The sequence below is a fragment of the Pseudomonas sp. NPDC007930 genome, from assembly GCF_042958985.1.
Classification (GTDB): domain Bacteria; phylum Pseudomonadota; class Gammaproteobacteria; order Pseudomonadales; family Pseudomonadaceae; genus Aquipseudomonas.
Genome location: NZ_JBIBKC010000020.1, coordinates 35,665 through 62,443, shown reverse-complemented (window position 1 = coordinate 62,443; position 26,779 = coordinate 35,665). Strand labels below are relative to the sequence as shown.

23 protein-coding genes and 2 tRNA genes are annotated in these 26,779 nt (G+C 62.9%); 22 read left to right on the top strand and 3 right to left on the bottom strand.

Going from position 1 to position 26,779, the window contains the following annotated elements; translation table 11 throughout:
• Window positions 1-288 precede the first annotated feature (288 nt).
• The gene (locus ACFZCE_RS24585; protein WP_390943150.1) at window positions 289-813 is read right to left on the bottom strand and encodes an outer membrane protein assembly factor BamE; all 525 of its coding nucleotides are present in this window, start codon (window positions 811-813) and stop codon (window positions 289-291) included.
• Window positions 814-912: 99 nt separating this feature from the next.
• Between ACFZCE_RS24585 and fur the strand changes: the two genes are divergently transcribed.
• Window positions 913-1,317: a ferric iron uptake transcriptional regulator gene (fur, locus tag ACFZCE_RS24580; protein ID WP_390943149.1), complete on the top strand. Its 405-nt coding sequence runs from the start codon at window positions 913-915 to the stop codon at window positions 1,315-1,317.
• A gap of 66 nt (window positions 1,318-1,383) precedes the next feature.
• Here the strand turns inward: fur and recN are convergent, their stop codons facing one another.
• Window positions 1,384-3,060 carry a DNA repair protein RecN gene (gene recN, locus ACFZCE_RS24575; protein ID WP_390943148.1) on the bottom strand — a complete coding sequence of 559 codons (1,677 nt, stop codon included), beginning with the start codon at window positions 3,058-3,060 and terminating at the stop codon, window positions 1,384-1,386.
• Between the two features lie 232 nt (window positions 3,061-3,292).
• Between recN and grpE the strand changes: the two genes are divergently transcribed.
• From grpE to ACFZCE_RS24535, 8 genes are all read left to right on the top strand, one after another.
• On the top strand, window positions 3,293-3,859 hold the full coding sequence (grpE, locus tag ACFZCE_RS24570; RefSeq protein ID WP_390943147.1) for a nucleotide exchange factor GrpE: 567 nt from the start codon (window positions 3,293-3,295) through the stop codon (window positions 3,857-3,859).
• Window positions 3,860-3,962: 103 nt separating this feature from the next.
• Window positions 3,963-5,885, top strand: a complete 1,923-nt coding sequence (dnaK, locus tag ACFZCE_RS24565; RefSeq protein ID WP_390943146.1) for a molecular chaperone DnaK — start codon at window positions 3,963-3,965, stop codon at window positions 5,883-5,885.
• A gap of 265 nt (window positions 5,886-6,150) precedes the next feature.
• A complete protein-coding gene (gene dnaJ / locus ACFZCE_RS24560) occupies window positions 6,151-7,281 on the top strand; it encodes a molecular chaperone DnaJ (RefSeq protein ID WP_390943145.1) in 1,131 nt (376 codons plus the stop codon).
• Between the two features lie 21 nt (window positions 7,282-7,302).
• Window positions 7,303-8,106 (top strand): 4-hydroxy-tetrahydrodipicolinate reductase, encoded by an 804-nt coding sequence (gene dapB / locus ACFZCE_RS24555; protein WP_390943144.1) that lies wholly within the window; start codon window positions 7,303-7,305, stop codon window positions 8,104-8,106.
• 202 nt (window positions 8,107-8,308) lie between these two features.
• Window positions 8,309-9,445 carry a glutamine-hydrolyzing carbamoyl-phosphate synthase small subunit gene (gene carA, locus ACFZCE_RS24550; RefSeq protein WP_390943143.1) on the top strand — a complete coding sequence of 379 codons (1,137 nt, stop codon included), beginning with the start codon at window positions 8,309-8,311 and terminating at the stop codon, window positions 9,443-9,445.
• Window positions 9,446-9,556: 111 nt separating this feature from the next.
• On the top strand, window positions 9,557-12,778 hold the full coding sequence (gene carB, locus ACFZCE_RS24545) for a carbamoyl-phosphate synthase large subunit (RefSeq protein WP_390943142.1): 3,222 nt from the start codon (window positions 9,557-9,559) through the stop codon (window positions 12,776-12,778).
• Window positions 12,775-13,248 carry a transcription elongation factor GreA gene (greA, locus tag ACFZCE_RS24540; protein ID WP_390943141.1) on the top strand — a complete coding sequence of 158 codons (474 nt, stop codon included), beginning with the start codon at window positions 12,775-12,777 and terminating at the stop codon, window positions 13,246-13,248. The genes carB and greA overlap by 4 nt, the downstream gene beginning before the upstream one ends.
• Window positions 13,226-13,657: a hypothetical protein gene (locus ACFZCE_RS24535; protein ID WP_390943140.1), complete on the top strand. Its 432-nt coding sequence runs from the start codon at window positions 13,226-13,228 to the stop codon at window positions 13,655-13,657. Before greA ends, ACFZCE_RS24535 begins: the two co-directional genes overlap by 23 nt.
• Window positions 13,658-13,664: 7 nt before the next feature.
• Here ACFZCE_RS24535 and yhbY read toward each other — a convergent pair whose 3' ends face one another.
• Window positions 13,665-13,973 carry a ribosome assembly RNA-binding protein YhbY gene (yhbY, locus tag ACFZCE_RS24530; RefSeq protein WP_390943139.1) on the bottom strand — a complete coding sequence of 103 codons (309 nt, stop codon included), beginning with the start codon at window positions 13,971-13,973 and terminating at the stop codon, window positions 13,665-13,667.
• Between the two features lie 95 nt (window positions 13,974-14,068).
• On the opposite strand from yhbY, the gene rlmE reads away from it, so the two are divergent.
• From rlmE to truB, 13 genes are all read left to right on the top strand, one after another.
• On the top strand, window positions 14,069-14,689 hold the full coding sequence (gene rlmE, locus ACFZCE_RS24525; RefSeq protein ID WP_390943138.1) for a 23S rRNA (uridine(2552)-2'-O)-methyltransferase RlmE: 621 nt from the start codon (window positions 14,069-14,071) through the stop codon (window positions 14,687-14,689).
• A gap of 222 nt (window positions 14,690-14,911) precedes the next feature.
• Window positions 14,912-16,816 carry an ATP-dependent zinc metalloprotease FtsH gene (ftsH, locus tag ACFZCE_RS24520; protein ID WP_390943137.1) on the top strand — a complete coding sequence of 635 codons (1,905 nt, stop codon included), beginning with the start codon at window positions 14,912-14,914 and terminating at the stop codon, window positions 16,814-16,816.
• An 8-nt stretch (window positions 16,817-16,824) separates the two neighbouring features.
• Entirely contained in the window at window positions 16,825-17,676 is an 852-nt protein-coding gene (gene folP, locus ACFZCE_RS24515; protein WP_390943136.1) for a dihydropteroate synthase, read from the top strand.
• A gap of 17 nt (window positions 17,677-17,693) precedes the next feature.
• Window positions 17,694-19,034, top strand: coding sequence for a phosphoglucosamine mutase (gene glmM, locus ACFZCE_RS24510; protein WP_390943135.1), 1,341 nt, complete (start codon window positions 17,694-17,696; stop codon window positions 19,032-19,034).
• Between the two features lie 66 nt (window positions 19,035-19,100).
• The gene (tpiA, locus tag ACFZCE_RS24505) at window positions 19,101-19,856 is read left to right on the top strand and encodes a triose-phosphate isomerase (protein ID WP_390943134.1); all 756 of its coding nucleotides are present in this window, start codon (window positions 19,101-19,103) and stop codon (window positions 19,854-19,856) included.
• Window positions 19,857-19,860: 4 nt separating this feature from the next.
• Window positions 19,861-20,247 carry a preprotein translocase subunit SecG gene (gene secG / locus ACFZCE_RS24500; RefSeq protein ID WP_390943133.1) on the top strand — a complete coding sequence of 129 codons (387 nt, stop codon included), beginning with the start codon at window positions 19,861-19,863 and terminating at the stop codon, window positions 20,245-20,247.
• A 19-nt stretch (window positions 20,248-20,266) separates the two neighbouring features.
• Window positions 20,267-20,352: transfer RNA gene (locus ACFZCE_RS24495), tRNA-Leu, on the top strand.
• Window positions 20,353-20,449: 97 nt separating this feature from the next.
• A tRNA-Met gene (locus ACFZCE_RS24490) sits at window positions 20,450-20,526 on the top strand.
• A 130-nt stretch (window positions 20,527-20,656) separates the two neighbouring features.
• The gene (gene rimP / locus ACFZCE_RS24485; protein WP_390943151.1) at window positions 20,657-21,121 is read left to right on the top strand and encodes a ribosome maturation factor RimP; all 465 of its coding nucleotides are present in this window, start codon (window positions 20,657-20,659) and stop codon (window positions 21,119-21,121) included.
• A 62-nt stretch (window positions 21,122-21,183) separates the two neighbouring features.
• Window positions 21,184-22,665: a transcription termination factor NusA gene (nusA, locus tag ACFZCE_RS24480; protein ID WP_390943132.1), complete on the top strand. Its 1,482-nt coding sequence runs from the start codon at window positions 21,184-21,186 to the stop codon at window positions 22,663-22,665.
• A 27-nt stretch (window positions 22,666-22,692) separates the two neighbouring features.
• The gene (gene infB, locus ACFZCE_RS24475) at window positions 22,693-25,263 is read left to right on the top strand and encodes a translation initiation factor IF-2 (protein ID WP_390943131.1); all 2,571 of its coding nucleotides are present in this window, start codon (window positions 22,693-22,695) and stop codon (window positions 25,261-25,263) included.
• Between the two features lie 108 nt (window positions 25,264-25,371).
• A complete protein-coding gene (rbfA, locus tag ACFZCE_RS24470) occupies window positions 25,372-25,758 on the top strand; it encodes a 30S ribosome-binding factor RbfA (RefSeq protein ID WP_390943130.1) in 387 nt (128 codons plus the stop codon).
• Between the two features lie 3 nt (window positions 25,759-25,761).
• Entirely contained in the window at window positions 25,762-26,679 is a 918-nt protein-coding gene (gene truB / locus ACFZCE_RS24465) for a tRNA pseudouridine(55) synthase TruB (RefSeq protein WP_390943129.1), read from the top strand.
• Window positions 26,680-26,779 lie beyond the last annotated feature (100 nt).

Below are 26,779 nucleotides of genomic sequence, written 5' to 3'. Positions count from 1 at the left end.
CTGGTGGGAGGCCGGCTGTGCCGGGCGAAGGGCCAGTCAGGTCATGCGCTCAGTAAAACCATTTGAAGAAATCAGGGCTTTTTAACCCCGATTTAGTGCTCTGATTGCTTAAGTGAACAGCATTACGGCACATCCGGCCTCCCACGGGTTGCCTCGTAAATCCGGGGCTTACGCAAAACTGGTGGGAGCCCATCGCCCGGCACTCCGGCTGTGCCGGGCGATGGGCCCTCCAACCAACACCCAAAAAAAAGCCCAGCATCGTGCTGGGCTTTTTTATGGGCCAACCCCTTACTGCGGGTTGGTTTCCAGCGGCTGCGGGCTGGGCACGGCGGTGGGCTTGGCTTCGTCGACGCTCTTTTGAATGTCATCGAGCAGCGAGCCTGGTTTGGCCGGGGCTTCTTGCGGCTGTTGCTTCGGCTGGTCGGCCGGTGTAACCGCATTGCCACTGTCGCCGCCCATGATGGCCTGGTCACGGCTCACGCCGGGCATGAAGTCACCCGAGAGGCTGGCCAATTGGTCGTTGTCGTTGAAGATCAGGCTGACGCGTTCCTGCTGGCGCGTGGCGCCACCGGGCATCATGCTGTACAGGTAATCCCAGCGGTTCGGGTGGAAAGTGTCGACGATCAGGGGGTTACCCATGATAAACCTTACTTGCCGACGGGTCATTCCGGGCTTCAACTGGTCTATCATGTCTTGTGTAACGACATTGCCCTGCTGGATGTCGATTTTGTAAACCCCGGGGAAAGAACAACCGGCGAGCGCGAGCAGGCCCACGATGGTGAGGCTGGTGAGCAAATGCTTGGTGTTTTGCATCGGTGGGCGACTTCCACTATCTTGGCTGGGTCAACGAAAGCCCCGATCATACCCGCATTGAATGAAGCTGCGAAAGCAGCAATCGGCGAGAAAGCTCACATGGTTGAAAACAACGAACTACGTAAAGCAGGTCTGAAGGTTACCCTGCCAAGGGTCAAGATCCTGCAGATGCTGGACTCGGCCGAACAGCGGCACATGAGTGCCGAGGATGTGTATAAAGCCCTGATGGATGCGGGTGAAGACGTTGGCCTGGCCACGGTTTACCGTGTGCTGACCCAATTCGAAAGCGCCGGTTTGGTGGTGCGTCACAACTTCGACGGCGGCCATGCCGTGTTCGAACTGGCAGACACCGGCCACCACGATCACATGGTCGATGTCGACTCGGGTGAGGTGGTTGAATTCGTCGATCACGAGATCGAAAAGCTGCAGCACCGGATTGCCGAAAGCCATGGTTATGACCTGGTCGAGCACAACCTGGTGCTGTATGTGCGCAAGAAGCGCTGAGCTAGGGTCATGAAAAAAGCGCCTGTATGGGCGCTTTTTTTATGCCTGGCGTTCGGACTCTCTGCTCTAGCGCGCAGTGCCCTGGGTCACCATCTTCTTGGCATGCGCCAGTGACTCCCGGGTCAAGTCGATGCCCCCCAGCATGCGGGCGATCTCCTCGATCCGCTCGGCCTTGCTCAGCGCCTTCACCGCGGTGTGGGTGGTGTCGTCGCTGCGCAGCTTGTGCACGAACAGGTGATGGTGGCCCTGGGAGGCCACTTGCGGCAGGTGGGTGACCGTCAGCACCTGGCCGCGCTCGCCCAGCCGGCGCAGTAGCTGCCCGACCACCTCGGCGGTGGGCCCGCCGATGCCGACGTCGACCTCGTCGAACACCAGCGTGGGAATGCGCGAGGTTTGCGCGGTGATCACCTGGATCGCCAGGCTGATGCGCGACAGCTCGCCCCCGGAGGCGACCTTGGCGATCGACTTCAATGGCAGCCCCGGGTTGGCGCTCACCAGCAGTTCGACCTGCTCCAGCCCGTGGGGGTGCAGTTCGCTGCCGGTGAACGGCCGCAGGGCAATCTCGAAGCGCCCGCCGGGCATGCCCAGGCGGTGAATCTCCGCCGCCACGGCTTCGGCCAGGTGGCTGGCGGCCTGGTGCCGCAGGTTGCTCAGCTCTTGGGCTTTTTCCTGGTAGTGGCGGGCGTAGGCGGCGATTTCCTCGGCCAGCTTCTCGAGGGTTTCGTCGCTGGCGTTGAGGCTTTCGACCTCCTCGAACAGGCGCTGGTGCAGCGCGGCCAACTCATGGGGCTGCACGCGGTGCTTGCGCGCCAGGGTGTACACCGTGTCGAGGCGTTCCTCGATGTACTGCAGGCGGGCTGGGTCTGCGTCGAAGTGGTCGATGAAGCGGTTGAGTTCGCCCACGGCTTCTTCTACCTGGATCTGCGCGTTGGCCAGCAGGCCGGCGGCTTCCTGCAGTGGCTTGGGCGGGTTGTGCAGGCTGCCCAGGCGGTTCAGGCAACTGTGCAGGGCGCTGAGGATGTTGCCCGAGTCGCTGTCGCTGCATTGCTCCAGCACCTGCCGGCCGGTGGCGAACAGGCCCTCGGCGTTGGCCAGGTTTTGCTGTTCTTCCTCGAGGCTTTCGAGCTCATGGTCGGCCAGCGCCAGGTTGTCGAGCTCTTCAAGCTGGTAGCTGAGCAGTTGCTGGCGCGCGCGCACTTCATCGCCGGCGTTGCTCAGGCGCTCGAGCTCTTGGCGGGCCTGGCGCCAGCGCTGGCCGGCCAGTTGCACCTGGCGCGCGAGGTCGCTGGCGCCGGCGTATTCGTCGAGCAGCCGGCGGTGGGTGTCGGGCTTGAGCAGCGACTGGTGTTCGTGCTGGCTGTGGATGTCGATCAGCAGTTCGCCCAGCGCCTTGAGGTCGCCGAGGGGGCAGGGGGTGCTGTTGATGTAGGCGCGAGAACGGCCTTCGGCGGTGATCACCCGGCGCATGATGCACTGGCCCTCGTGGGCCAGATCGCGTTCGTCGAGCCAGTCGCGGGCTTCGCCGATCTGGCTGATGTCGAAGGTCGCGAGGATGTCGGCTTTGTCTGCGCCCGGGCGCACCACGCCGGGCTCGGCGCGGTCGCCCAGGGCCAGGCCGAGGGCGTCGAGCATGATCGATTTGCCCGCGCCGGTTTCGCCGGTGATCACGCTCATGCCGCGCTGCAGCTCGAGGTCGAGGTGCTCGACGATGGCGTAGTTATGAACGGACAGGTGCACCAGCATGCTCGGCTCCCGGGCAAAAACACGAAGTAGTGTTTATTTATACAGTTGTTTTCAGGTGCCTGGCAATGCCGAGGGTTAGGCCAAATAGCGCGCACCGCCTTGCCGCTTATCGCCAAAAAGAATTTATCCCGCCGTTCGCCCCATTGCCCCTTGAAGCGCCGAGCACAGGCCCCATATAGGCGGGCAGAAGTGCGAGCCCGTTGCTCGCGACGTGATCCCAAAGGAGATTTCCATGGCTGATGAACAGAAGCTGGACGAGCAGAACCCAGCCGCTAACCCGGCCCAGGAAGGCGCTGGCGAAGACCTCGGCGCGCGTGTGGTAGCCCTTGAAGAAGAGCTGGCCGCCGCCAAGGACCAGGCCCTGCGCGTGGTCGCCGACCTGCAGAACGTGCGCCGCCGCGCCGAGCAGGACGTAGAAAAGGCGCACAAGTTCGCCCTCGAGAAGTTCGCCAACGACCTGCTGCCGGTGATCGACAGCCTGGAGCGTGGGCTTGAGCTGTCCAACGACCAGGACGAAGCCCTGCGCCCGATGCGCGAAGGCATGCAGATGACCCTCAAGCTGTTCGCCGACACCCTCAAGCGCTACAACCTCGACGCGCTCGACCCTCACGGCGAGCCGTTCAACGCCGAACAGCACCAGGCGATGGCCATGCAAGAGAGCGCCGACGTAGAGCCGAACACCGTGCTCAAGGTGTTCCAGAAGGGCTACCTGCTCAACGGCCGCCTGCTGCGCCCGGCCATGGTCGTGGTCAGCAAGGCGCCGGCACCGGTTTCGCCTTCGATCGACGAAAAGGCTTGAAATAAAACCGGCCGCCCCCATCTAGTCGGCAAGCGTTCAGTGCTACCGCAGCCAGCCACCACTGCTGCGGCAACCCAATTCGAAGTTTCTGGAGAGTTTTAACATGGGCAAGATTATCGGTATCGACCTGGGGACGACCAACTCGTGTGTCTCCGTGATTGAAAACGGCAAAACCAAGGTGATCGAGAACGCCGAAGGCGCTCGCACCACGCCGTCCATCATCGCCTACACCAACGACGGTGAAATCCTCGTCGGCCAGTCGGCCAAGCGCCAGGCCGTGACCAACCCGACCAACACCCTGTACGCGGTCAAGCGCCTGATCGGCCGCCGCTTCGACGAAAACGTCGTGCAGAAAGACATCGGCATGGTCCCTTACAAGATCGTCAAGGCGAACAACGGTGACGCCTGGGTCGAAGTCAAAGACAAGCAAATGGCACCGCCGCAAATCTCCGCGGAAGTGCTGAAAAAAATGAAGAAAACCGCCGAAGACTACCTCGGCGAGGCCGTGACCGAAGCGGTCATCACCGTGCCGGCCTACTTCAACGACAGCCAGCGTCAGGCCACCAAAGACGCCGGTAAAATCGCTGGCCTCGACGTAAAACGCATCATCAACGAACCCACCGCCGCGGCCCTGGCCTACGGCATGGACAAGTCCAAGGGTGACCACACCATCATCGTTTACGACCTCGGTGGCGGTACCTTCGACGTGTCGGTGATCGAAATCGCCGAAGTCGACGGTGAGCACCAGTTCGAAGTGCTGGCCACCAACGGTGACACCTTCCTCGGTGGTGAAGACTTCGACCTGCGCCTGATCGACTACCTCGTTGAAGAATTCAAGAAAGAAAGCGGCATCAACCTCAAGGGCGACCCGCTGGCCATGCAGCGCCTGAAGGAAGCCGCTGAAAAAGCCAAGATCGAGCTGTCGTCGAGCCAGAGCACCGACGTCAACCTGCCGTACGTGACCGCCGACGCCACCGGGCCGAAGCACCTGAACGTGAAGATCTCCCGCGCCAAGCTCGAAGCCCTGGTCGAAGACCTGGTCACCCGCACCATCGAGCCATGCCGCATCGCCCTGAAAGACGCCGGCATCGACCCGTCGAAAATCGACGATGTGATCCTCGTCGGCGGCCAGACCCGCATGCCGATGGTGCAAAAGGCCGTGAGCGACTTCTTCGGCAAAGAAGCCCGTAAAGACGTCAACCCGGACGAAGCCGTGGCCATGGGTGCTGCCATCCAGGGCGCGGTACTGGCCGGCGACGTGAAAGACGTGCTGCTGCTCGACGTCAGCCCGCTGACCCTCGGTATCGAAACCATGGGCGGCGTGATGACCCCGCTGATCGAGAAGAACACCACCATCCCGACCAAGAAGTCGCAGGTGTTCTCCACCGCCGACGACAACCAGGGCGCCGTGACCATCCACGTGCTGCAGGGCGAGCGCAAGCAAGCCGGGCAGAACAAGTCGCTGGGCAAGTTCGACCTGGCCGAGATCCCGCCAGCCCCGCGTGGCGTGCCGCAGATCGAAGTGACCTTCGACATCGACGCCAACGGCATCCTGCACGTCGGCGCCAAAGACAAAGCCACCGGCAAGCAGCAGTCGATCGTGATCAAGGCCAACTCGGGCCTGTCGGACGAAGAAATCGAGCGCATGGTGCGTGACGCCGAGGCCAACGCCGAGGAAGACCGCAAGTTCGAAGAGCTGGCCGCTGCCCGCAACCAGGGTGACGCGCTGGTGCACTCGACCCGCAAGATGATTTCCGAAGCCGGCGACAAAGTCACCGCCGAAGAAAAAACCGCCATCGAAGCAGCACTGTCGGCGCTGGAAGCCGCGGTGAAGGGCGACGACAAGGCGGCCATCGAAGCGAAGATCGAAGAACTGTCGAAAGTCTCCGCGCCGGTGGCGCAGAAGATGTACGCCGAGGCCGAGCAACCCCAAGCGGGCGCGCAGCCTGCCGGTGGCGCCGAAGAGCCGAAGAAGCACGACGACGTGGTCGACGCCGAGTTCGAAGAAGTGAAAGACAACAAGTAACCGCTTGTTGATCGCCGGTTCCCTACGCTTGCGTGGTGGCTGGTAGGATGTCGCCGCGCGGGGGCCTTGCCCCCGCGTTGGCGCGTCTGGCGTCCGGCTTTTGCAACACCTTTTTTCTCTTGCCCGCGCACCCATGGCGCGGGCCATTGCGGCAGGTAGCCCGTGACCAGGGTTGCCGTTTCCCCGCTTTCTACTCACGGTGTGCCGCCTGGGGCATGCCAGGCAGTTCGCTGCCAAACGTCATCGAGAGTGTGAAAAAGAACTTATGGCCAAGCGTGATTATTACGAAGTGCTGGGGGTCGAGCGCGGCGCCAGTGAAGCCGACCTGAAGAAGGCGTATCGCCGCCTGGCGATGAAATTTCACCCGGACCGCAACCCGGGCGATAAAGAAGCCGAAGACAAGTTCAAGGAGGCCAACGAGGCCTACGAAGTGCTGTCTGACACCAGCAAACGCACCGCCTACGACCAGTACGGCCATGCCGGGGTAGATCCGAGCATGGGCGGCGGCGCCGGCGGCGCGGGCTTCGGTGGGGCGAACTTCTCCGACATCTTCGGCGATGTGTTCAGTGACTTCTTTGGCGGCGGCCGTGGTGGCGCCCGTGGCGGTGCCCAGCGCGGCGCCGACCTGCGCTACACCCTCGAGCTCGACCTCGAAGAAGCCGTGCGCGGCACCACGGTCAGCATTCGCGTGCCCACCCTGGTCAACTGCAAGCCCTGCGACGGCAGCGGCGCGAAAAAAGGCTCCGCGCCGATCACCTGCCCCACCTGCGGTGGTGTTGGCCAGGTGCGCATGCAGCAGGGCTTCTTCTCGGTGCAGCAAACCTGCCCGCGTTGCCACGGCCAGGGCCGGATCATCTCCGACCCGTGCGACAGCTGCCACGGCGAAGGCCGTGTCGAAGAATTCAAAACCCTCTCGGTCAAGGTGCCGGCGGGCGTCGACACCGGCGACCGTATCCGCCTGGCGGGCGAGGGCGAGGCCGGTGCCCATGGCGGCCCGACCGGCGACCTGTACGTGGTGATCAGCGTGCGCGAGCACGCGATCTTCCAGCGTGACGGCAAGCACCTGTTCTGCGAAGTGCCGATCGCCTTCACCGATGCCGCCCTGGGTGGCGAGCTCGAAGTGCCGACCCTCGATGGCCGGGTGAAGCTGAAAATCCCCGAGGGCACCCAGACCGGCAAGCAGTTCCGCCTGCGCGGCAAGGGCGTGGCCCCCGTGCGTGGCGGTGGCCCGGGTGACCTGATGTGCCGCGTGGCCGTCGAAACCCCGGTGAACCTCGACCGCCGCCAGCGCGAGCTGCTCGAAGAGTTCCGCGCCACGCTCGAGGGCGACAGCTCCCACTCGCCGAAGGCCAGTGGCTGGTTCGAAGGCATGAAGCGCTTTTTCGGCGATCTTTGACGGTTTGGAAGGAACGCACACATGCGACGTATAGCTGTGACCGGCGCCGCCGGCCGCATGGGCAAGGCCCTGATTGAAGCCGTACACAAAGAGGCCGGTGCCGGCCTGACCGCGGCCATCCACCGCCCCGACAGCACCCTGGTCGGGGCTGACGCCGGCGAGCTGGCGGCCCTGGGCCGCATCGGCGTGCCGTTGTCGGGCGACCTGGCCCGGGTGGGCGATGAGTTCGACGTGCTGATCGACTTCACCCACCCTTCGGTGACCCTGCGCAACCTGGCCTTCTGCCGCAAGGCTGGCAAGGCGATGATCATCGGCACCACCGGCTTTACCGAAGACGAAAAAGCCCGCTTGGCCGAAGCCGGCAAAGACATCCCGATCGTCTTCGCCGCCAACTTCAGCGTGGGCGTCAACCTCTGCCTGAAACTGCTCGACACCGCCGCGCGGGTGATGGCCGAAGACGCCGACATTGAAATCCTCGAGGCGCACCACCGGCACAAGGTGGATGCGCCCTCGGGTACCGCGCTACGCATGGGTGAGGTCGTTGCCAAGGCCCTGGGCCGTGACCTGCGTGAAGTTGCCGTGTACGGCCGCGAAGGCCAGACCGGCGCCCGCGACCGCCAGACCATCGGCTTTGCCACCGTGCGCGCCGGCGATGTAGTGGGCGACCACACCGTGCTGTTCGCCACCGAAGGCGAGCGCGTCGAGATCACCCACAAGGCCTCCAGCCGCATGACCTTCGCCAAGGGCGCGGTGCGCGCGGCCATGTGGCTCGACGGCCGCGCACCGGGGCTTTACGACATGCAAGACGTTCTGGGGCTACACTGATACCACCTTTCCGGCAGCGCCCGGAAAACAAGGCGTTTTCGCGGTGGACCAAAAAACAGTTTTTCTGTAAGCTACAGCTTTAGTGTGTCCACTAAAAGCGCGCAGAAAAATTCGTTCAAAGAAGCGGGGTGACGTTAACTACGTCATTCCGCTTTTTTACAACCTGCGATCGCCCTTTCAGGCTTGAATTTCGGAGGTCTTCTTGACTAAGCCAGCCATACTCGCCCTTGCCGACGGCAGCATCTTTCGCGGTGAAGCGATCGGAGCCGATGGCCAGACCGTCGGAGAGGTGGTGTTCAACACCGCTATGACCGGTTATCAGGAAATCCTTACCGACCCTTCCTATGCCCAGCAGATCGTAACCCTGACCTACCCGCACATCGGCAACACCGGTACCACCGCGCTCGACGCTGAGTCGTCGCGGGTCTGGTCGGCCGGTTTGGTGATCCGCGACCTGCCGCTGCTGGCCAGCAACTGGCGCAACACCCAGTCGCTGTCTGACTACCTCAAAGCCAACAACGTGGTGGCCATCGCCGGCATCGACACCCGCCGCCTGACCCGCATCCTGCGTGAGAAGGGCGCGCAGAACGGCGCGATCCTGGCCGGTGACAACGTCACCGAAGAAGCCGCCATCGCCGCCGCGCGCTCGTTCCCGGGCTTGAAGGGCATGGACCTGGCCAAGGAAGTCAGCACCACCGAAACCTACGAGTGGCGTTCCAGCGTCTGGGAGCTGGCCGGCGACACCCACGCCGAGCGCACCGACGCCGAGCTGCCGTACCACGTGGTGGCCTGGGACTACGGCGTCAAGCTGAACATCCTGCGCATGCTCGTCGCGCGCGGTTGCCGCGTGACCGTGGTGCCGGCGCAAACCCCGGCCGCCGCGGTGCTGGCGATGAACCCGGATGGCGTGTTCCTCTCCAACGGCCCGGGCGACCCAGAGCCGTGCGACTACGCGATCAAGGCGATCCAGGACGTACTCGAAACCGACGTGCCGGTGTTCGGCATCTGCCTCGGCCACCAGCTGCTGGCCCTGGCCTCCGGCGCCCGCACCGTGAAGATGGGCACCGGCCACCACGGCGCCAACCACCCGGTTCAGGACCTCGACACCGGCGTGGTGATGATCACCAGCCAGAACCACGGGTTCGCGGTCGACGAAGCCACCCTGCCGGCCAACCTGCGCGCCACCCACAAGTCGCTGTTCGACGGTACCCTGCAGGGCATCGAGCGCACCGACAAGAGTGCGTTCAGCTTCCAGGGCCACCCTGAAGCCAGCCCGGGCCCGACCGACGTCGCGCCGCTGTTCGACCGCTTCATCGAAGCGATGGCGAAAAGGCGCTGAGCGATCGCCTTGAGATTTCAACGCGCCCTGCCTGCCGGGGCGCTGCCAAAGATTGTTCAAGGCGGCTCGCGTTACAGCCTGCCGACTGACCTGCGGATTTGAGTGACAACCATGCCAAAACGTACAGACATCAAAAGCATCCTGATTCTCGGCGCCGGCCCCATCGTGATCGGCCAGGCCTGCGAATTCGACTACTCCGGCGCCCAGGCCTGCAAAGCCCTGCGCGAAGAGGGTTACCGCGTCATCCTGGTCAACTCCAACCCGGCGACCATCATGACCGACCCGGCCATGGCCGACGCCACCTACATCGAGCCGATCAAGTGGGCCACCGTGGCCAAGATCATCGAGAAGGAGCGCCCCGACGCGCTGCTGCCGACCATGGGTGGCCAGACCGCGCTGAACTGCGCCCTGGACCTCGAGCGCGAAGGCGTGCTCGAAAAGTTCGGCGTTGAAATGATCGGCGCCAACGCCGACACCATCGACAAGGCCGAAGACCGCTCGCGCTTCGACAAAGCCATGAAGGCCATCGGCCTGGAATGCCCGCGTTCGGGCATCGCCCACACCATGGAAGAGTCTTTCGCTGTCCTCGAGCGCCTGGGCTTCCCGTGCATCATCCGCCCCTCGTTCACCATGGGCGGCACCGGCGGCGGCATCGCCTACAACCGTGAAGAATTCGAAGAAATCTGCGCCCGCGGCCTCGACCTGTCGCCGACCAAAGAGCTGCTGATCGACGAATCGCTGATCGGCTGGAAGGAATACGAGATGGAGGTGGTCCGCGACAAGAAGGACAACTGCATCATCGTCTGCTCGATCGAGAACTTCGACCCGATGGGCGTGCACACCGGTGACTCGATCACCGTCGCCCCGGCGCAAACGCTGACCGACAAGGAATACCAGATCATGCGCAACGCCTCGCTGGCGGTGCTGCGTGAAATCGGCGTCGAAACCGGCGGCTCGAACGTGCAGTTCGGCATCTGCCCAGACACCGGCCGCATGGTCGTGATCGAAATGAACCCGCGCGTATCGCGTTCCTCGGCGCTGGCCTCGAAGGCCACCGGCTTCCCGATCGCCAAGGTCGCCGCCAAGCTGGCCGTGGGCTACACCCTCGACGAACTGCAGAACGACATCACCGGCGGCCGCACCCCGGCGTCGTTCGAGCCGTCGATCGACTACGTCGTCACCAAGCTGCCGCGCTTCGCCTTCGAGAAATTCCCGAACGCAGACGCCCGCCTGACCACCCAGATGAAGTCTGTGGGTGAAGTCATGGCCATCGGCCGCACCTTCCAGGAATCGATGCAAAAGGCCCTGCGCGGCCTCGAAGTCGGTGTGGTCGGCCTCGACCCGAAAGTCGACCTGGCGGACCCCGAAGCCCGCAGCGTGCTCAAGCGCGAACTGACCGTACCGGGCGCCGACCGCATCTGGTACGTGGCCGACGCCTTCCGCGCCGGCATGAGCCGCGACGAAATCTTCGCCCTGACCATGATCGACCACTGGTTCCTGGTGCAGATCGAAGACCTGATCGCCGAAGAAGAGAAGGTCAAAACCCTCGGCCTGGCCGACATCGACCGCGACACCATGTTCCGCCTCAAGCGCAAGGGCTTCTCTGACCAGCGCCTGGCCAAGCTGCTCGGCGTGACCGAGAAGAACCTGCGCCGCCACCGCCACAAGCTCGACGTGCTGCCGGTGTACAAGCGCGTCGACACCTGCGCCGCCGAGTTCGCCACCGACACCGCCTACCTGTACTCCACGTACGAGGAAGAGTGCGAAGCCAACCCGACTGGCCGTGACAAGATCATGATCCTCGGCGGTGGCCCGAACCGTATCGGCCAGGGTATCGAGTTCGACTACTGCTGCGTTCACGCCGCCCTCGCCCTGCGCGAAGACGGCTATGAAACCATCATGGTCAACTGCAACCCGGAAACCGTGTCCACCGACTACGACACCTCCGACCGCCTGTACTTCGAGCCACTGACCCTCGAAGACGTGCTCGAAGTGGTACGCGTCGAGAAGCCGAAAGGCGTGATCGTGCACTACGGCGGCCAGACCCCGCTGAAGCTCGCCCGCGCCCTGGAAGAAGCCGGCGTGCCGATCATCGGCACCAGCCCGGACTCCATCGACCGCGCCGAAGACCGCGAGCGCTTCCAGCAGATGGTCGAGCGCCTGAACCTGCTGCAGCCGCCGAACGCCACCGTGCGCAGCGAAGACGAAGCGATCCGCGCCGCCGGCCGCATCGGCTACCCGCTGGTGGTGCGCCCGTCGTACGTACTGGGCGGCCGCGCGATGGAAATCGTTTACAACGAAGACGAAATCCGCCGCTACCTGCGTGACGCCGTGCAGGTGTCGAACGACAGCCCGGTGCTGCTCGACCACTTCCTCAACTGCGCCATCGAGATGGACGTCGACGCCGTGTGCGACGGCACCGACGTGGTGATCGGCGCGATCATGCAGCACATCGAACAGGCCGGCGTTCACTCCGGTGACTCCGCCTGCTCGCTGCCGCCGTACTCGCTGCCGGCCCACGTGCAAGACGAAGTGCGCGAGCAGGTCAAGAAGATGGCCCTCGAGCTGGGCGTGGTCGGCCTGATGAACGTGCAGCTGGCGCTGCAGGGCGACAAGATCTACGTGATCGAAGTCAACCCGCGTGCCTCGCGGACCGTGCCGTTCGTGTCGAAGTGCATCGGCACCTCGCTGGCCATGATCGCTGCCCGCGTGATGGCCGGTAAAACCCTGCAAGAGCTGGGCTTTACCCGCGAGATCATCCCGAACTTCTACAGCGTCAAGGAAGCAGTGTTCCCGTTCGCCAAGTTCCCCGGCGTTGACCCGATCCTCGGCCCAGAAATGAAGTCGACCGGTGAAGTCATGGGCGTGGGCGACAGCTTCGGTGAAGCCTTCGCCAAGGCCCAGATGGGCGCCAGCGAAGTGCTGCCGACCGGCGGCACCGCGTTCATCAGCGTGCGCGACGACGACAAGCCGCTGGTGGCCAAGGTCGCGGGCGACCTGATCAGCCTGGGCTTCGAAATCGTGGCCACCGCCGGTACCGCGCGGGTGATCGAAGCCGCCGGGCTGAAGGTGCGCCGCGTCAACAAGGTCACCGAAGGCCGCCCTCACGTGGTCGACATGATCAAGAACGACGAAGTCACCTTGATTATCAACACCACCGAAGGCCGCCAGTCGATCGCTGACTCCTACTCGATCCGCCGCAACGCGCTGCAGCACAAAATCTACTGCACCACGACCATCGCGGCCGGCGAAGCCATCTGCGAGGCGCTCAAGTTTGGTGCCGAGAAGACCGTGCGCCGCCTGCAAGACCTTCACGCAGGGCTCAATGCATGAATAAATACCCGATGACGATCCAGGGCGCGCAAGCCCTGGAAGACGAACTCAAGGCACTCAAGGAGCAACGCCCGCTGATCAGCGCCAAGATCGGCGAGGCCCGCGAGCTGGGTGACTTGAAAGAAAACGCCGAGTACCACGCCGCCCGTGAAGAACAGGGCCTGGCCGAAGCGCGCATCCGTGACATCGAAGGCCGCCTGCAGAACGCGGTGGTGATCGACGTCACCAACGTGCCGAAAACCGGCAAGGTGATCTTCGGCGTTACGGTCGAGATCGCCAACGTTGAAACCGACGAGAGCGTGAAGTACCAGATCGTTGGCGAAGACGAGGCCGACATCAAGGCCGGCAAGCTGTCGGTGGGTTCGCCCATCGCCCGCGCGCTGATTGGCAAGGAAGAGGGTGACGTGGTCACCGTGAAAACGCCGAGCGGCATCGTCGAGTACGAAATTGTCGAAGTCGCTCACGTTTGATCGCTCGCGCCTGTGCGCGACGCTCTGGCAGCTGGCCCAGGTGTTCTGGGTCGGCGGCCTGTTCATGATGCAGGTGCTGGTCGCGCCTGCCCTCGGCCTGACCGGCCTCGCCCCCTTACTGCTGCAAGACCTCATCGCCCAGGCCAACGTATTGTTGGTGGGGGTGGCGGGCTTTGGTATTGCCGTGCAATGCCTGGCGCTGGCCTGCGCCGGTGGGGTGCGCGCGCTGCGCGAAGGCGCGCGTGGGCCGCTGCTGCTGATCAGCCTGTTGGCGTGTCTGATATACTTGGCGCTGGTGTTGAGCGGTGCCCAGGTCGGGCGCGTGCAGGTGCTCAGCTACGCGGTGCTGGGCGTGTGTGGCCTGTTGCTGGTGCTGCAGCCAGTGCCTGGCGCGGGGCGCCAGGCATAGCCCGCGGTTACTGGTAGCGGTGGATGTTGGAGAGCTGCCGGTTGGGCTGAGGGTTCTTGCGGTACACCAGCGCCATCTTGCCGATGGTCTGTACCAGTTCGGCACGGCCGGCCTTGCACAGCGCGGCGATGGTCTCGATGCGGTCTTCACGCTCCATGATGTTGAACTTGACCTTGATCAGTTCGTGATCACCCAGCGCACGTTCAAGCTCCGCGATCACACCCTCGGTCAAGCCGTTTTCGGCCACGATCAGCACTGGTTTCAAGTGATGGCCGATGGACTTGTACTGTTTCTTCTGCTCCGGAGTGAGCGGCATAATTGTTTGACCCTTAGTGAATCTGACTGTAAACGGCGGCCATTTTACCCGACGGCATCGGGAATCGCGACGTCCGCCCTGCTTAGAGGTGCCCAGTGGCCCGTTCCAAATCCAGCCATAACTGGCTCAGAGAACATTTCAACGATCCTTTCGTCAAAATGGCGCAAAAGGACGGCTATCGCTCGCGTGCCAGCTACAAGCTGCTGGAGATCCAGGAAAAAGACAAACTGATCCGCCCCGGCATGGCCGTGGTAGACCTCGGCGCCGCGCCGGGTGGGTGGTCGCAGGTGACCAGCCGTCTGATCGGTGGTCAAGGCCGGCTGATCGCGTCCGACATCCTGGACATGGACGCCATCCCCGACGTGACCTTCATCAAGGGCGATTTCACCGACGACGCCGTGCTGGCCCAAATCCTCGCCGCGGTCGGTGATTCGCAGGTAGACCTTGTGATTTCCGATATGGCCCCCAATATGAGTGGATTGAGCGCTGTCGACATGCCCAAGGCCATGTTCCTCTGTGAACTGGCGCTGGACCTGGCGGGGCGTACGCTGCGGCCGGGCGGTGACTTCCTTATCAAGATTTTTCAGGGAGAGGGTTTCGACACCTACCTGAAGACCGTTCGGCAGATGTTCGAGAAGGTGCAAATGCGTAAGCCCTCGTCCTCGCGGGATCGCTCGCGGGAACAATACCTGCTGGCACGGGGGTTTAGAGGGTAGGATCCAGCCGATTGGGGCCGCCAGCCCAGGTCGATAGCTTTTTTCAAATGGTGCGGCCCGCTGAGCAAAGCGAATAATCCAGCAGTCAAAGTTTCACAACGTGTTACAGACCTCGTCTGCTGTTCGTGGCGGTTGTGTAGTAAGTTAGGCCGATGATTATCATGCGGAGCGTATGGCCCCTGGTAAAGGTGGTGCGTTCCAGAGGGTAGTGAATTGAACGATATGGCAAAGAACCTCATCCTGTGGTTGATCATCGCCGCCGTCCTTGTGACGGTGATGAACAACTTCTCCAGCCCGAACGAGCCGCAGACCCTCAACTACTCGGACTTCCTCCAGCAGGTCAAGGACGGCAAGATCGAGAAGGTGTCCGTCGACGGCTATTCCATCACTGGCAAGCGCAACGATGGCGACAACTTCAAGACCATCCGCCCGGCCATCCCGGACAACGGCCTGATCGGCGACCTGGTCGACAACCACGTCGTGATCGAAGGCAAGCAGCCTGAACAGCAAAGCATCTGGACCCAACTGCTGGTCGCCAGCTTCCCGATCCTGGTGATCATCGCCGTGTTCATGTTCTTCATGCGGCAGATGCAGGGCGGCGCCGGCGGCAAGGGCGGGCCCATGAGCTTCGGCAAGAGCAAGGCGCGCCTGCTCTCCGAAGACCAGGTCAAAACCACCCTGGCAGACGTCGCGGGTTGCGACGAGGCCAAGGAAGAAGTCGGCGAGTTGGTCGAGTTCCTGCGCGACCCGGGCAAGTTCCAGCGCCTCGGTGGCCGCATTCCCCGCGGCGTGCTGATGGTCGGCCCGCCCGGTACCGGTAAAACCTTGCTGGCCAAGGCGATTGCCGGTGAAGCGAAGGTGCCGTTCTTTACCATCTCCGGTTCCGACTTCGTCGAAATGTTCGTGGGTGTGGGCGCCAGCCGTGTGCGCGACATGTTCGAGCAAGCGAAAAAGCACGCCCCGTGCATCATCTTCATCGACGAAATCGACGCCGTCGGCCGCCACCGTGGCGCCGGCATGGGTGGCGGGCACGACGAGCGCGAGCAAACCCTCAACCAGTTGCTGGTTGAAATGGACGGCTTCGAAATGAACGATGGCATCATCGTCATCGCTGCCACCAACCGCCCGGACGTTCTCGACCCCGCGCTGCTGCGCCCGGGCCGTTTCGACCGCCAGGTAGTCGTGGGCCTGCCAGACATCCGCGGCCGCGAGCAGATTCTCAAGGTGCACATGCGCAAGGTGCCGGCCAGCGACGACGTCAACGCCGCCGTGATTGCCCGTGGTACCCCTGGCTTCTCCGGTGCCGACCTGGCCAACCTGGTCAACGAAGCGTCGCTGTTCGCCGCCCGTGCCGGCAAGCGCATCGTTGAAATGCGCGAGTTCGAACTCGCCAAAGACAAGATCATGATGGGCGCCGAGCGCAAGACCATGGTCATGTCCGAGAAAGAGAAGCAGAACACCGCCTACCACGAAGCGGGCCACGCTATCGTTGGCCGTGTGGTGCCCGAGCATGACCCGGTGTACAAGGTGTCGATCATCCCGCGCGGCCGTGCGCTTGGCGTGACCATGTTCCTGCCCGAAGAAGACCGCTACAGCCTGTCGAAGCGCGCGTTGATCAGCCAGATCTGCTCGCTGTACGGCGGCCGTATCGCCGAGGAAATGACCTTGGGCTTCGACGGCGTGACCACCGGTGCCTCCAACGACATCATGCGCGCCAGCCAGATTGCGCGGAACATGGTGACCAAGTGGGGCTTGTCCGAGAAGCTTGGCCCGCTGCTGTATGCCGAAGACGAAAACGAAGGCTACCTGGGCCGGGGTGGTGGTGCGCAGAACTCCAACGTCAGTGGCGAAACCGCCAAGCTGATCGACAGCGAAGTGCGCAGCATCATCGACCATTGCTACGCCACCGCGCAGCAGATCCTCACGGACCATCGTGACAAGCTCGACGCCATGGCCGACGCCCTGATGAAGTACGAAACCATCGACGCTGACCAGATTGACGATATTATGGCCGGCCGAACCATCCGCGAACCTCGCGACTGGGGCGGTTCCGGGCCAACCGGAACGCCGGAGTCGCGTGACGATCGCCCGCAGAAGCCAATTGGCGGGCCGGCGGCACAAGTCTAAGGCTATCGATGATGCCAGCGTTGCACCCCACCCGGCTGCCTTGTGGCAGCCGGGTTCTTGATTTAAGCCGTACCCATGTCATGGGTATCCTCAACGTGACCCCTGACTCCTTTTCCGACGGTGGGCGCTTTCGCTCCATCGAGCGGGCGCTGGCCCATGCGCGGGACATGGTCGAGGCCGGGGCCACCCTGATCGACGTGGGTGGCGAGTCCACCCGCCCTGGCGCGGCGCCGGTGCTGCCGGCCGAAGAGCTCGACCGCGTGGTGCCGGTGGTCGAGGCCATTGCCCGCGAGCTGGATGTGGTGATCTCGGTCGACACCTCCACCCCCGAGGTGATGCGCGAAACCGCCCTGGCCGGCGCCGGGTTGATCAACGACGTGCGTTCGCTGCAGCGCCCAGGCGCGCTGGAAGCGGCCGCGGCGAGTGGCTTGCCGGTATGCCTGATGCATATGCTGGGCGAGCCTGGCACCATGCAAGACGCACCCAGTTACAGCAATCTGCTGGGCGAAGTCAGCGATTTTCTCGCCGAGCGTATGCGGGCCTGTCAGAATGTGGGCATCGATGCCTCGCGCATTATCCTGGACCCTGGCTTTGGCTTTGCCAAAACCCACGCGCACAACCTGAGCCTGTTCAAGCACATGCCAGCACTGTTCGCGCTGGGCCGCCCGTTGTTGGTGGGGGTCTCTCGTAAAAGCATGGTCGGGCTTGCACTGGGCAAGCCGGTCGATCAACGGCTGTTTGGCAGCCTGGCCTTGGCGGCGCTCGCCCAGGTCAAGGGCGCACGCATTCTGCGCGTGCACGACGTCGCGCAAACCGCCGACGTGGTGCGGATGCTCGAAGCCGTTGAAGCGGCCGAATAAGAACTACTGGAGTGAACATGAGCAGAAAATACTTTGGCACCGACGGTATTCGGGGCCGCGTCGGAGAATACCCCATTACTCCTGACTTCATGCTCAAGCTGGGCTGGGCCGCCGGCAAGGCGTTCCGCAAGATGGGCGCCTGCCGGGTGCTGGTGGGTAAAGACACGCGTATTTCCGGGTACATGTTCGAGTCCGCGCTGGAGGCCGGGTTGTCTGCCGCTGGCGCCGACGTGATGCTGCTCGGGCCGATGCCGACCCCGGCGATCGCCTACCTCACGCGCACCTTCCATGCCGAAGCCGGCATCGTGATCAGCGCGTCGCACAACCCCCACGACGACAACGGCATCAAGTTCTTCTCCGGCCAGGGCACCAAGCTGCCCGACGAAATCGAACTGATGATCGAAGAGTTGATGGACGAACCGATGACCGTGGTGGAATCCGCCAAGCTCGGCAAGGTGTCGCGCATCAATGACGCGGCGGGGCGCTACATCGAATTCTGCAAAAGCAGCGTGCCGACCAGCACCGACTTCGCCGGGCTGAAGATCGTCATCGACTGCGCCCATGGCGCCACCTACAAGGTCGCGCCGAATGTGTTCCGCGAGCTGGGCGCGCAGGTCACGGTGCTTTCCGCGGCGCCAGACGGGCTGAACATCAACGAAAACTGCGGCTCGACCCACATGGAAGCGCTGCAGGCCGCGGTGCTGGTGGGCCACGCCGACCTGGGCATCGCCTTCGACGGCGACGGCGACCGGGTGCTGATGGTCGATCACAGCGGCGCCATCGTCGACGGTGACGAGCTGCTGTTTATCATCGCCCGTGACCTGCAAGCCCGCGGCCGCCTCGGCGGCGGGGTGGTCGGCACGCTGATGAGCAACCTGGGGCTCGAGCTGGCCTTGAGCGAGCTCGAAATCCCGTTCAGCCGGGCCAAGGTGGGCGACCGCTACGTGATCGCCGACATGCAAGAGCGCGAGTGGGTGCTGGGCGGTGAAAACTCCGGCCACATCGTCTGCTCCCAGCACACCACCACCGGTGATGCGATCATCGCCGCGCTGCAGGTGCTGCTGGCGCTCAAGCGCCGTGGCGAAACCCTCGCCCAGGCCCGCCATGGCCTGCGCAAATGCCCGCAGGTGCTGATCAACGTGCGCTTCAATGGCGGCGGCGTAGACCCTGTCGAGCACCCCGAAGTGAAGCTCGCCTGCGAGCGCGTGACCACCGCCATGGGCGGCCGCGGCCGTGTGTTGCTGCGTAAATCCGGCACCGAACCCCTGGTGCGGGTGATGGTCGAAGGCGACGAAGAACCTCAGGTGCGCCGTTACGCCGAAGAGCTGGCGAAACTCGTCAGTGAAGTTTGTGCGTGAATATGGCTTGCCAGCCCCTTTAACGTTGGGTAACATCTGCGCCCACTTTGACCGACGAGGTACAGCATGCGTCGTAAGATGGTAGCTGGTAACTGGAAAATGCATGGTACCGGCGCTAGCGTCGATGAGCTGACCAAGTCGTTGAAAGTAATTGATTTTCCTGTCAATATTGACGTCGCGGTTTTTCCGCCCAGTCTGTATATTGGCAAGGTGGTCGAAGCCCTGAGGGGTACGCCGGTTGCGGTCGGTGCGCAAAACGTTGCGCGCCAGCCCGAACAAGGCGCCCTCACCGGTGAGATCGCATCCAGCCAGTTGGTGGATGCAGGTTGTACGCTGGTTCTGGTAGGTCACTCCGAGCGCCGTCAGGTGTTGGGAGAAAGCGACGGAGAGCTCTGCCTCAAGTTTGCGGCCGCCCAGCAAGCGGGCCTGGTCCCCGTACTCTGCATCGGTGAAACCCTGCAGCAGCGCGAAGCGGGTGAAACCCTCGCGGTGGTTGGGCAGCAGTTGACCAGCATTATTGATGCCCTGGGTATCGAAGTGTTGAAACAGGCGGTTATCGCCTACGAGCCAGTCTGGGCCATTGGCACAGGGCTCACGGCAACGCCAGAGCAAGCGCAGGAGGTTCACGCCGCCATTCGCGCCCAACTGGCAGCCAGGAATGCTGAGGTCGCGCAAGGCGCGCGGCTTCTATACGGCGGCAGTGTCAAGGCGGCGAATGCAGCCGACCTGTTCAGCATGCCGGACATCGATGGGGGGCTGATTGGTGGTGCCTCCCTGAATGCAGATGAGTTCGGTGCGATTTGTCGCGCCGCGGGAAACTGACAAAATGCTGGAAACAGTCGTAGTTGTGTTTCATCTGCTCGCAGCGCTCGGTGTGGTTGTGCTGGTGTTGCTGCAGCAGGGTAAAGGTGCGGAAGCAGGTGCATCTTTCGGCGCAGGTGCTTCAAATACTGTGTTCGGAAGCCAAGGTTCCGCTACCTTTTTGAGTAAGCTTACTGCTATACTAGCGGCCTGTTTCTTCTTGACCAGCTTGGGGTTAGGTTACTTTGCTAAAGAGAAAGCTCATGAGCTTAATCAAGTAGGGTTGCCACAACAGCCAGCTGCAATCGAAGCACCGCAGCAGAAGCCTGCTTCAGATGATGTACCAGTGCTTCAAGAGCAAAAAGGCACCCCGGCGCCAGCCGATGTTCCTAAGGCTCCTGGGCAGAAGTAAAGGGTTTCGAAGTAGTTTTGCCGAGGTGGTGGAATTGGTAGACACGCAACCTTGAGGTGGTTGTGCCCATAGGGTGTAGGGGTTCGAGTCCCCTTCTCGGTACCATTTTTTCAGGAAGGCCCGCTCCATGCGGGCTTTCTTGTCGCTGGAGGTTAGATTGACCCTTTTCGGGTTCGGTCGTATACTTTTGGCCCAGCTTTGTCGCGGGATGGAGCAGTCTGGTAGCTCGTCGGGCTCATAACCCGAAGGTCGTTGGTTCAAATCCAGCTCCCGCAACCAGTTGTAGTAAAGCCCCTGTCCAGGGGCTTTTTGTTAGCTGATCAGTCTTTGACGCCGCTTGTACAGGGGCGTTTCCAGGATGGGCGTTTCGCCCATTTTTTATTTGCACAGCATGCACGAGGGGGTTCAGGTGTCGAGCAAGCTAGAACAGTTGCAGGCCTTGTTGGCCCCGGTGGTTGAAGCCCTCGGCTATCAATGCTGGGGTATCGAATACATTTCCCAGGGCCGCCATACGCTGTTGCGTGTCTACATCGACACCGACAAGGACACCGGTATCGGCGTTGAAGACTGCGAAGTCGTCAGCCGCCAGATCAGCGGTGTGCTCGATGTCGAAGACCCCATCAGCGTTGAATACACCCTCGAAGTCTCTTCTCCTGGCATGGACCGCCCACTGTTCACGATTGAGCAGTTTGCCGCCCATGCCGGCGAGCAAGTGAAGATCAAATTGCGCAGCCCGTTCGAAGGGCGCCGCAATTTTCAGGGCCTGCTCCGCGGTGTGGAGGAACAGGATGTCGTGGTCCAAGTCGATAACCATGAATTCCTGTTGCCGGTCGAGATCATCGACAAGGCCAACATCATTCCAAGGTTTGACTAAGACGTTTCGGGTTCCGTGCCTGTGCGCGGATCCAAAAGGGCTTGCGAAAGGCGAGGCGTACGATGAGTAAAGAAGTACTGCTGGTTGTTGAGTCGGTGTCCAATGAAAAGGGCGTACCGGCGGGAGTCATTTTCGAGGCGCTGGAAATTGCGCTGGCCACCGCGACCAAAAAGCGGTTCGAGGATGAAGTCGACCTGCGCGTTGAAATCAACCGTCACACCGGGAGCTACGAAACGTTCCGGCGTTGGGCGGTGGTCGAGGATGAAAACTTCGACGACCCGGCCATTCAGTTGGCGGTCGACCAGGCCCAGGCGCGCAAGCCGGGTGCCGTGGCGGGCGAAGTGATCGAAGAGAAGATCGAGTCGATCGAGTTCGGCCGTATCGCCGCGCAGACCGCCAAGCAAGTCATCGTGCAGAAAGTCCGCGAGGCCGAGCGCGCCCAGGTGGTCGACGCCTACCGCGAGAAGGTCGGCGAGATCATCTCCGGTACCGTCAAGAAGGTCACCCGTGACAACGTTATCGTCGACCTGGGTAACAACGCCGAAGCGTTGCTGGCCCGTGAAGACATCATTTCCCGCGAAACCTTCCGCGTGGGTGTGCGTGTTCGCGCCCTGCTCAAGGAAATTCGCAGTGAAAACCGCGGGCCGCAGCTGATTCTGTCGCGCACCGCGCCACAGATGCTGATCGAGCTGTTCCGCATCGAAGTACCGGAAATCGCCGAGGGCCTGATCGAAGTGATGGCCGCTTCCCGGGACCCGGGCTCGCGGGCCAAGATCGCCGTGCGCTCCAAGGACAAACGCATCGACCCGCAGGGTGCCTGCATCGGCATGCGCGGTTCGCGCGTGCAGGCGGTATCCGGTGAACTGGGCGGCGAGCGCGTTGACATCGTCCTGTGGGACGAAAACCCGGCGCAGTTCGTGATCAACGCCATGTCCCCCGCGGAAGTGGTCGCGATCATCGTTGACGAAGACGCCCATGCGATGGACATCGCCGTCGGTGCAGACAACCTCGCCCAGGCCATCGGCCGCGGCGGGCAGAACGTGCGCCTGGCCACCCAGCTCAGCGGCTGGACCCTGAACGTGATGACCGAGTCGGACATCCAGGCCAAGCAGCAGGCCGAGACGGGTGACATCCTGCGCAACTTCATGGACGAGCTGAATGTCGACGAAGACCTTGCCCAAGTACTGGTAGACGAAGGTTTTACCAGCCTGGAAGAGATCGCCTACGTTCCTCTGGAAGAAATGCTCAACATCGATGGCTTTGACGAGGAGCTCGTCGAAGCGCTGCGCGCCTCTGCCAAGGATCGTTTGTTGACCGCTGCCATCGCTTCCGAAGAAAAGCTCGCAGATGCCCATCCGGCAGAAGACCTGCTCTCCCTTGAGGGTATGGACAAGGATCTGGCGATGGAACTGGCGGTACGCGGTGTCGTAAACCGCGAAGACCTGGCCGAGCAGTCGATTGACGACCTGCTCGACATCGACGGCATCGACCAAGAGCGTGCCGGCAAGTTGATCATGGCCGCCCGAGCCCATTGGTTCGAGTAAGTTACTGCGGCCTGAGGAGAGAAGTGCATGACGCAAGTCACGGTGAAAGAACTGGCCCAAGAGGTCGCTGCCCCAGTGGAGCGCCTGTTGCAGCAAATGCGTGAGGCAGGCTTGCCGCACACTGATGCTGGCCAAGTTGTGACCGATAACGAAAAGCAAGCGTTGCTGGCCCATCTCAAAAGCAGCCACAAGGCAAAAGTGGAAGAACCGCGCAAGATCACCTTGCAGCGTAAAACCACCAGTACCCTGAAAGTTGCTGGCAGCAAAACCATCAGCGTTGAAGTGCGCAAGAAGAAAACCTTCGTCAAGCGCAGCCCTGAAGAGATCGAGGCCGAACAGCGCCGCGAGCTCGAAGAGCGCCGTGCCGCCGAAGCCGCGGTCGCCCGTGAAAAGGCCCAGGCCGAAGAACAGGCACGCCCGCAGCGCAGCGCCGAGCCACGCGCCGAGGTCGCCGCCGAGGCGCCGAAAGCTGCCGAGCCGGTAGCCGCTCAGGCCCCGGCCGAAGCTGCCGCGCCAAGCGCAGCCGCGGAACCGGCTCGCCCGGCAGGCGGCAATGGCGGCAACGACCGCCCGGCCGCGCCGGTCACCACCGTGCAAGTGCGCAAGCGTGAAGACGCCGCGCCTCGCCGTGTTGACGGCAACCGCCCGGAAAAAGCCCGCAGCGAAGACGAGCGCCGGGCCAAGGGCCAGCCGCACCGTGCCGCCGACAAGCAAAAAGCGCCGACCGTACGTGCCGCGCCGCGCACCACCGAAGAAGAAAGCGACGGCTTCCGCCGCCGGGGTGGTGGCAAGTCGAAGATGAAGAAACGCAACGCCCACGGCTTCCAGAGCCCGACCGGGCCAGTTGTGCGCGACGTGATGCTCGGTGAGACCATCACCGTGGCCGAGCTCGCCGCGCAGATGTCGGTCAAGGGTGCTGAAGTCGTCAAGTTCATGTTCAAGTTGGGCACCCCGGTGACCATCAACCAGGTACTGGACCGCGAAACCGCGCAACTGGTCGCCGAAGAACTGGGCCACAACGTCAAACTGGTCAGCGACAACGCCCTGGAAGAATCCCTGGCCGAATCGCTGAAGTTCGAAGGCGAGACCGTTTCCCGCGCGCCGGTCGTGACCGTAATGGGCCACGTCGACCACGGTAAGACCTCGCTGCTCGACTACATCCGCCGCGCCAAGGTGGCGGCCGGTGAAGCCGGTGGCATTACCCAGCACATCGGTGCCTACCACGTCGAAACCGACCGTGGCATGGTCACCTTCCTCGACACCCCGGGCCACGCCGCGTTTACCCAGATGCGTGCTCGCGGTGCCAAGGCGACCGACATCGTGATCCTGGTGGTCGCGGCCGACGACGGCGTGATGCCGCAAACCGAAGAAGCCGTGGCGCACGCCAAGGCCGCCGGTGTGCCGCTGGTCGTTGCGGTGAACAAGATCGACAAGCAGGGCGCGGACCTCGACCGCATCAAGAACGGCTTGGCCGCGCTGGATGTGATCCCGGAAGAGTGGGGCGGCAACACCATGTTCGTGCCGGTTTCGGCGAAGATGGGTACTGGCGTCGACGACCTGCTCGAAGCCGTGCTGCTGCAGGCCGAGGTACTCGAGCTGCAAGCCAGCCCGCAAGCGCCTGGCCGTGGTGTGGTGGTTGAATCGCGCCTCGACAAGGGCCGTGGCCCGGTCGCGACCGTGCTGGTTCAAGACGGTACCCTGCGCCAAGGCGACATGGTGCTGGTCGGCTCGAACTTCGGCCGCATCCGCGCCATGTACGACGAGAACGGCAAAACCGTCAAGGAAGCTGGCCCGTCGATCCCGGTCGAGATTCTCGGCCTGGACGGTACGCCGGAAGCCGGTGACGAAATGAGCGTGGTGGCCGACGAGAAGAAGGCCCGCGAAGTTGCGCTGTTCCGCCAAGGCAAGTTCCGCGAGGTCAAACTCGCCCGCGCCCAGGCTGGCAAACTCGAAAACATTTTCGAGACCATGGGCCAGGAAGAGAAGAAAACCCTCAACATCGTGCTCAAGTCCGATGTGCGTGGTTCGCTGGAAGCCTTGCAAGGCGCCCTGGCGGGCCTGGGCAACGACGAAGTGCAAGTGCGTGTGGTGGCAGGCGGTGTCGGTGGTATCACCGAGAGCGACGCCAACCTGGCACTGGCCTCGAGCGCGGTCCTGTTCGGCTTCAACGTGCGTGCCGATGCCGGCGCGCGCAAGATCGTCGAGCAGGAAGGCCTGGATCTGCGTTACTACAACGTGATCTACGACATCATCGAAGACGTCAAGAAAGCCCTGACCGGTATGCTTGGCAGCGACGTTCGGGAGAACATCCTGGGTATCGCCGAAGTCCGCGAAGTGTTCCGTTCGCCGAAGTTCGGCGCGGTCGCTGGCTGCATGGTCGTCGAGGGTACCGTTTACCGCAACCGCCCGATCCGGGTACTGCGCGAAGACGTGGTTATCTTCGAAGGCGAGCTGGAATCGCTGCGTCGCTTCAAAGACGACATGGCCGAAGTCCGCAACGGCATGGAGTGTGGTATTGGCGTCAAGAGCTACAACGACGTCAAGGCCGGCGACAAGATCGAGGTCTTCGAGAAAGTCCAGGTGGCCCGTACGCTCTAACCCGAGCTGCGCCACCATGACACGCAGCGCCCGGCCCGGCTTTTAGCCAGGCCGGGCGTTTGCCGCTTTCAGCCCCCCTCAGGCGGGGCAGACACAGGTAGTTTCACCATGGCAAAAGAATACAGCCGTACCCAACGGATCGGCGACCAGATCCAACGCGAACTCGCCCAGTTGATCCGCCGCGAAGTCAAAGACCCGCGCGTGGGCCTGGTCACCATTACCGCGGTCGACGTTGCCCGCGACGTGGGCCATGCAAAGGTGTACATCACCGTGATGGGCGCTGAGGCGCAAGAGCAGATCACCCAAAGCCTCAAGGTGCTCAACAGCGCCGCGGGCTTTTTGCGCACCCAGTTGGGCCGCGAGATGAAACTGCGCAGCGTGCCGCAGTTGCATTTCCACTACGACGCCAGTGTGGCCCGTGGTGCCCACCTGTCGGCGCTGATCGAGCGGGCTGTCGCCGAAGACAGCCAGCACCGCGACGCCGACAAGGAGTAAACGGTGGCTCAGGTCAAGCGTGTCCGCCGCGACGTCAGCGGCATCATCCTGCTGGATAAACCCCTGGGCTTCACCTCCAACGCCGCGCTGCAGAAGGTACGGTGGTTGCTCAACGCGCAAAAGGCTGGCCACACCGGCAGCCTCGACCCGTTGGCCACTGGCGTGCTGCCGCTGTGCTTTGGCGAAGCGACCAAGTTTTCGCAGTACTTGCTCGATTCCGACAAGGCCTACCAGACGGTGATGCAACTGGGGGTGACCACCACCACCGCCGACGCCGAAGGCGAGGTGCTGCAGCGCCGCGAGGTGACGGTCGGCCGCGAGGCCATCGAAGCCGCGCTGCCGGCGTTCCGCGGGGCGATCCAGCAGGTGCCGCCGATGTATTCGGCGCTCAAGCGCGACGGCCAGCCGCTGTACAAGCTCGCCCGCGCGGGGGAAGTAGTGGAGCGCGAGGCGCGTTCTGTTACTATTGGCAGCCTGGAGTTGCTGGAGGCCAGCGGTAGCACCGCGACCCTGGCAGTCAGTTGCAGCAAAGGCACCTATATCCGCACCCTGGTCGAAGACCTCGGCGAGCGTCTAGGCTGCGGTGCGCACGTTGCCCAACTGCGGCGTACGCAGGCGGGCCCGTTCAGTTTGCCGCAGTCGGTTACGCTAGAAGCGCTGGAAGCGGCCCATGCCGAAGGTGGCCCTGAAGCGCTCGATCGCTTCCTGTTGCCGTCCGACAGCGGCCTGCTCGATTGGCCGGCGGTGCAGTTTTCCGAACACAGCAGTTACTACTGGTTGCATGGCCAACCGGTACGCGCACCACAGGCACCGGCGTTTGGCATGGTGCGGGTGCAAGATCACACAGGGCGCTTCATCGGTATCGGTGAAGTGGCCGAAGACGGGCGCATTGCGCCGCGTCGTTTGATTCGGTCTGAATGACCGAACGAGGGTGGCTGTCAGTAGGCGCGGTCATACCTCTTTATTTAATACGGGGAGTTTATCCTCGGCCTATTGGATTCGCCCTCGGGCGTTTCCCGTT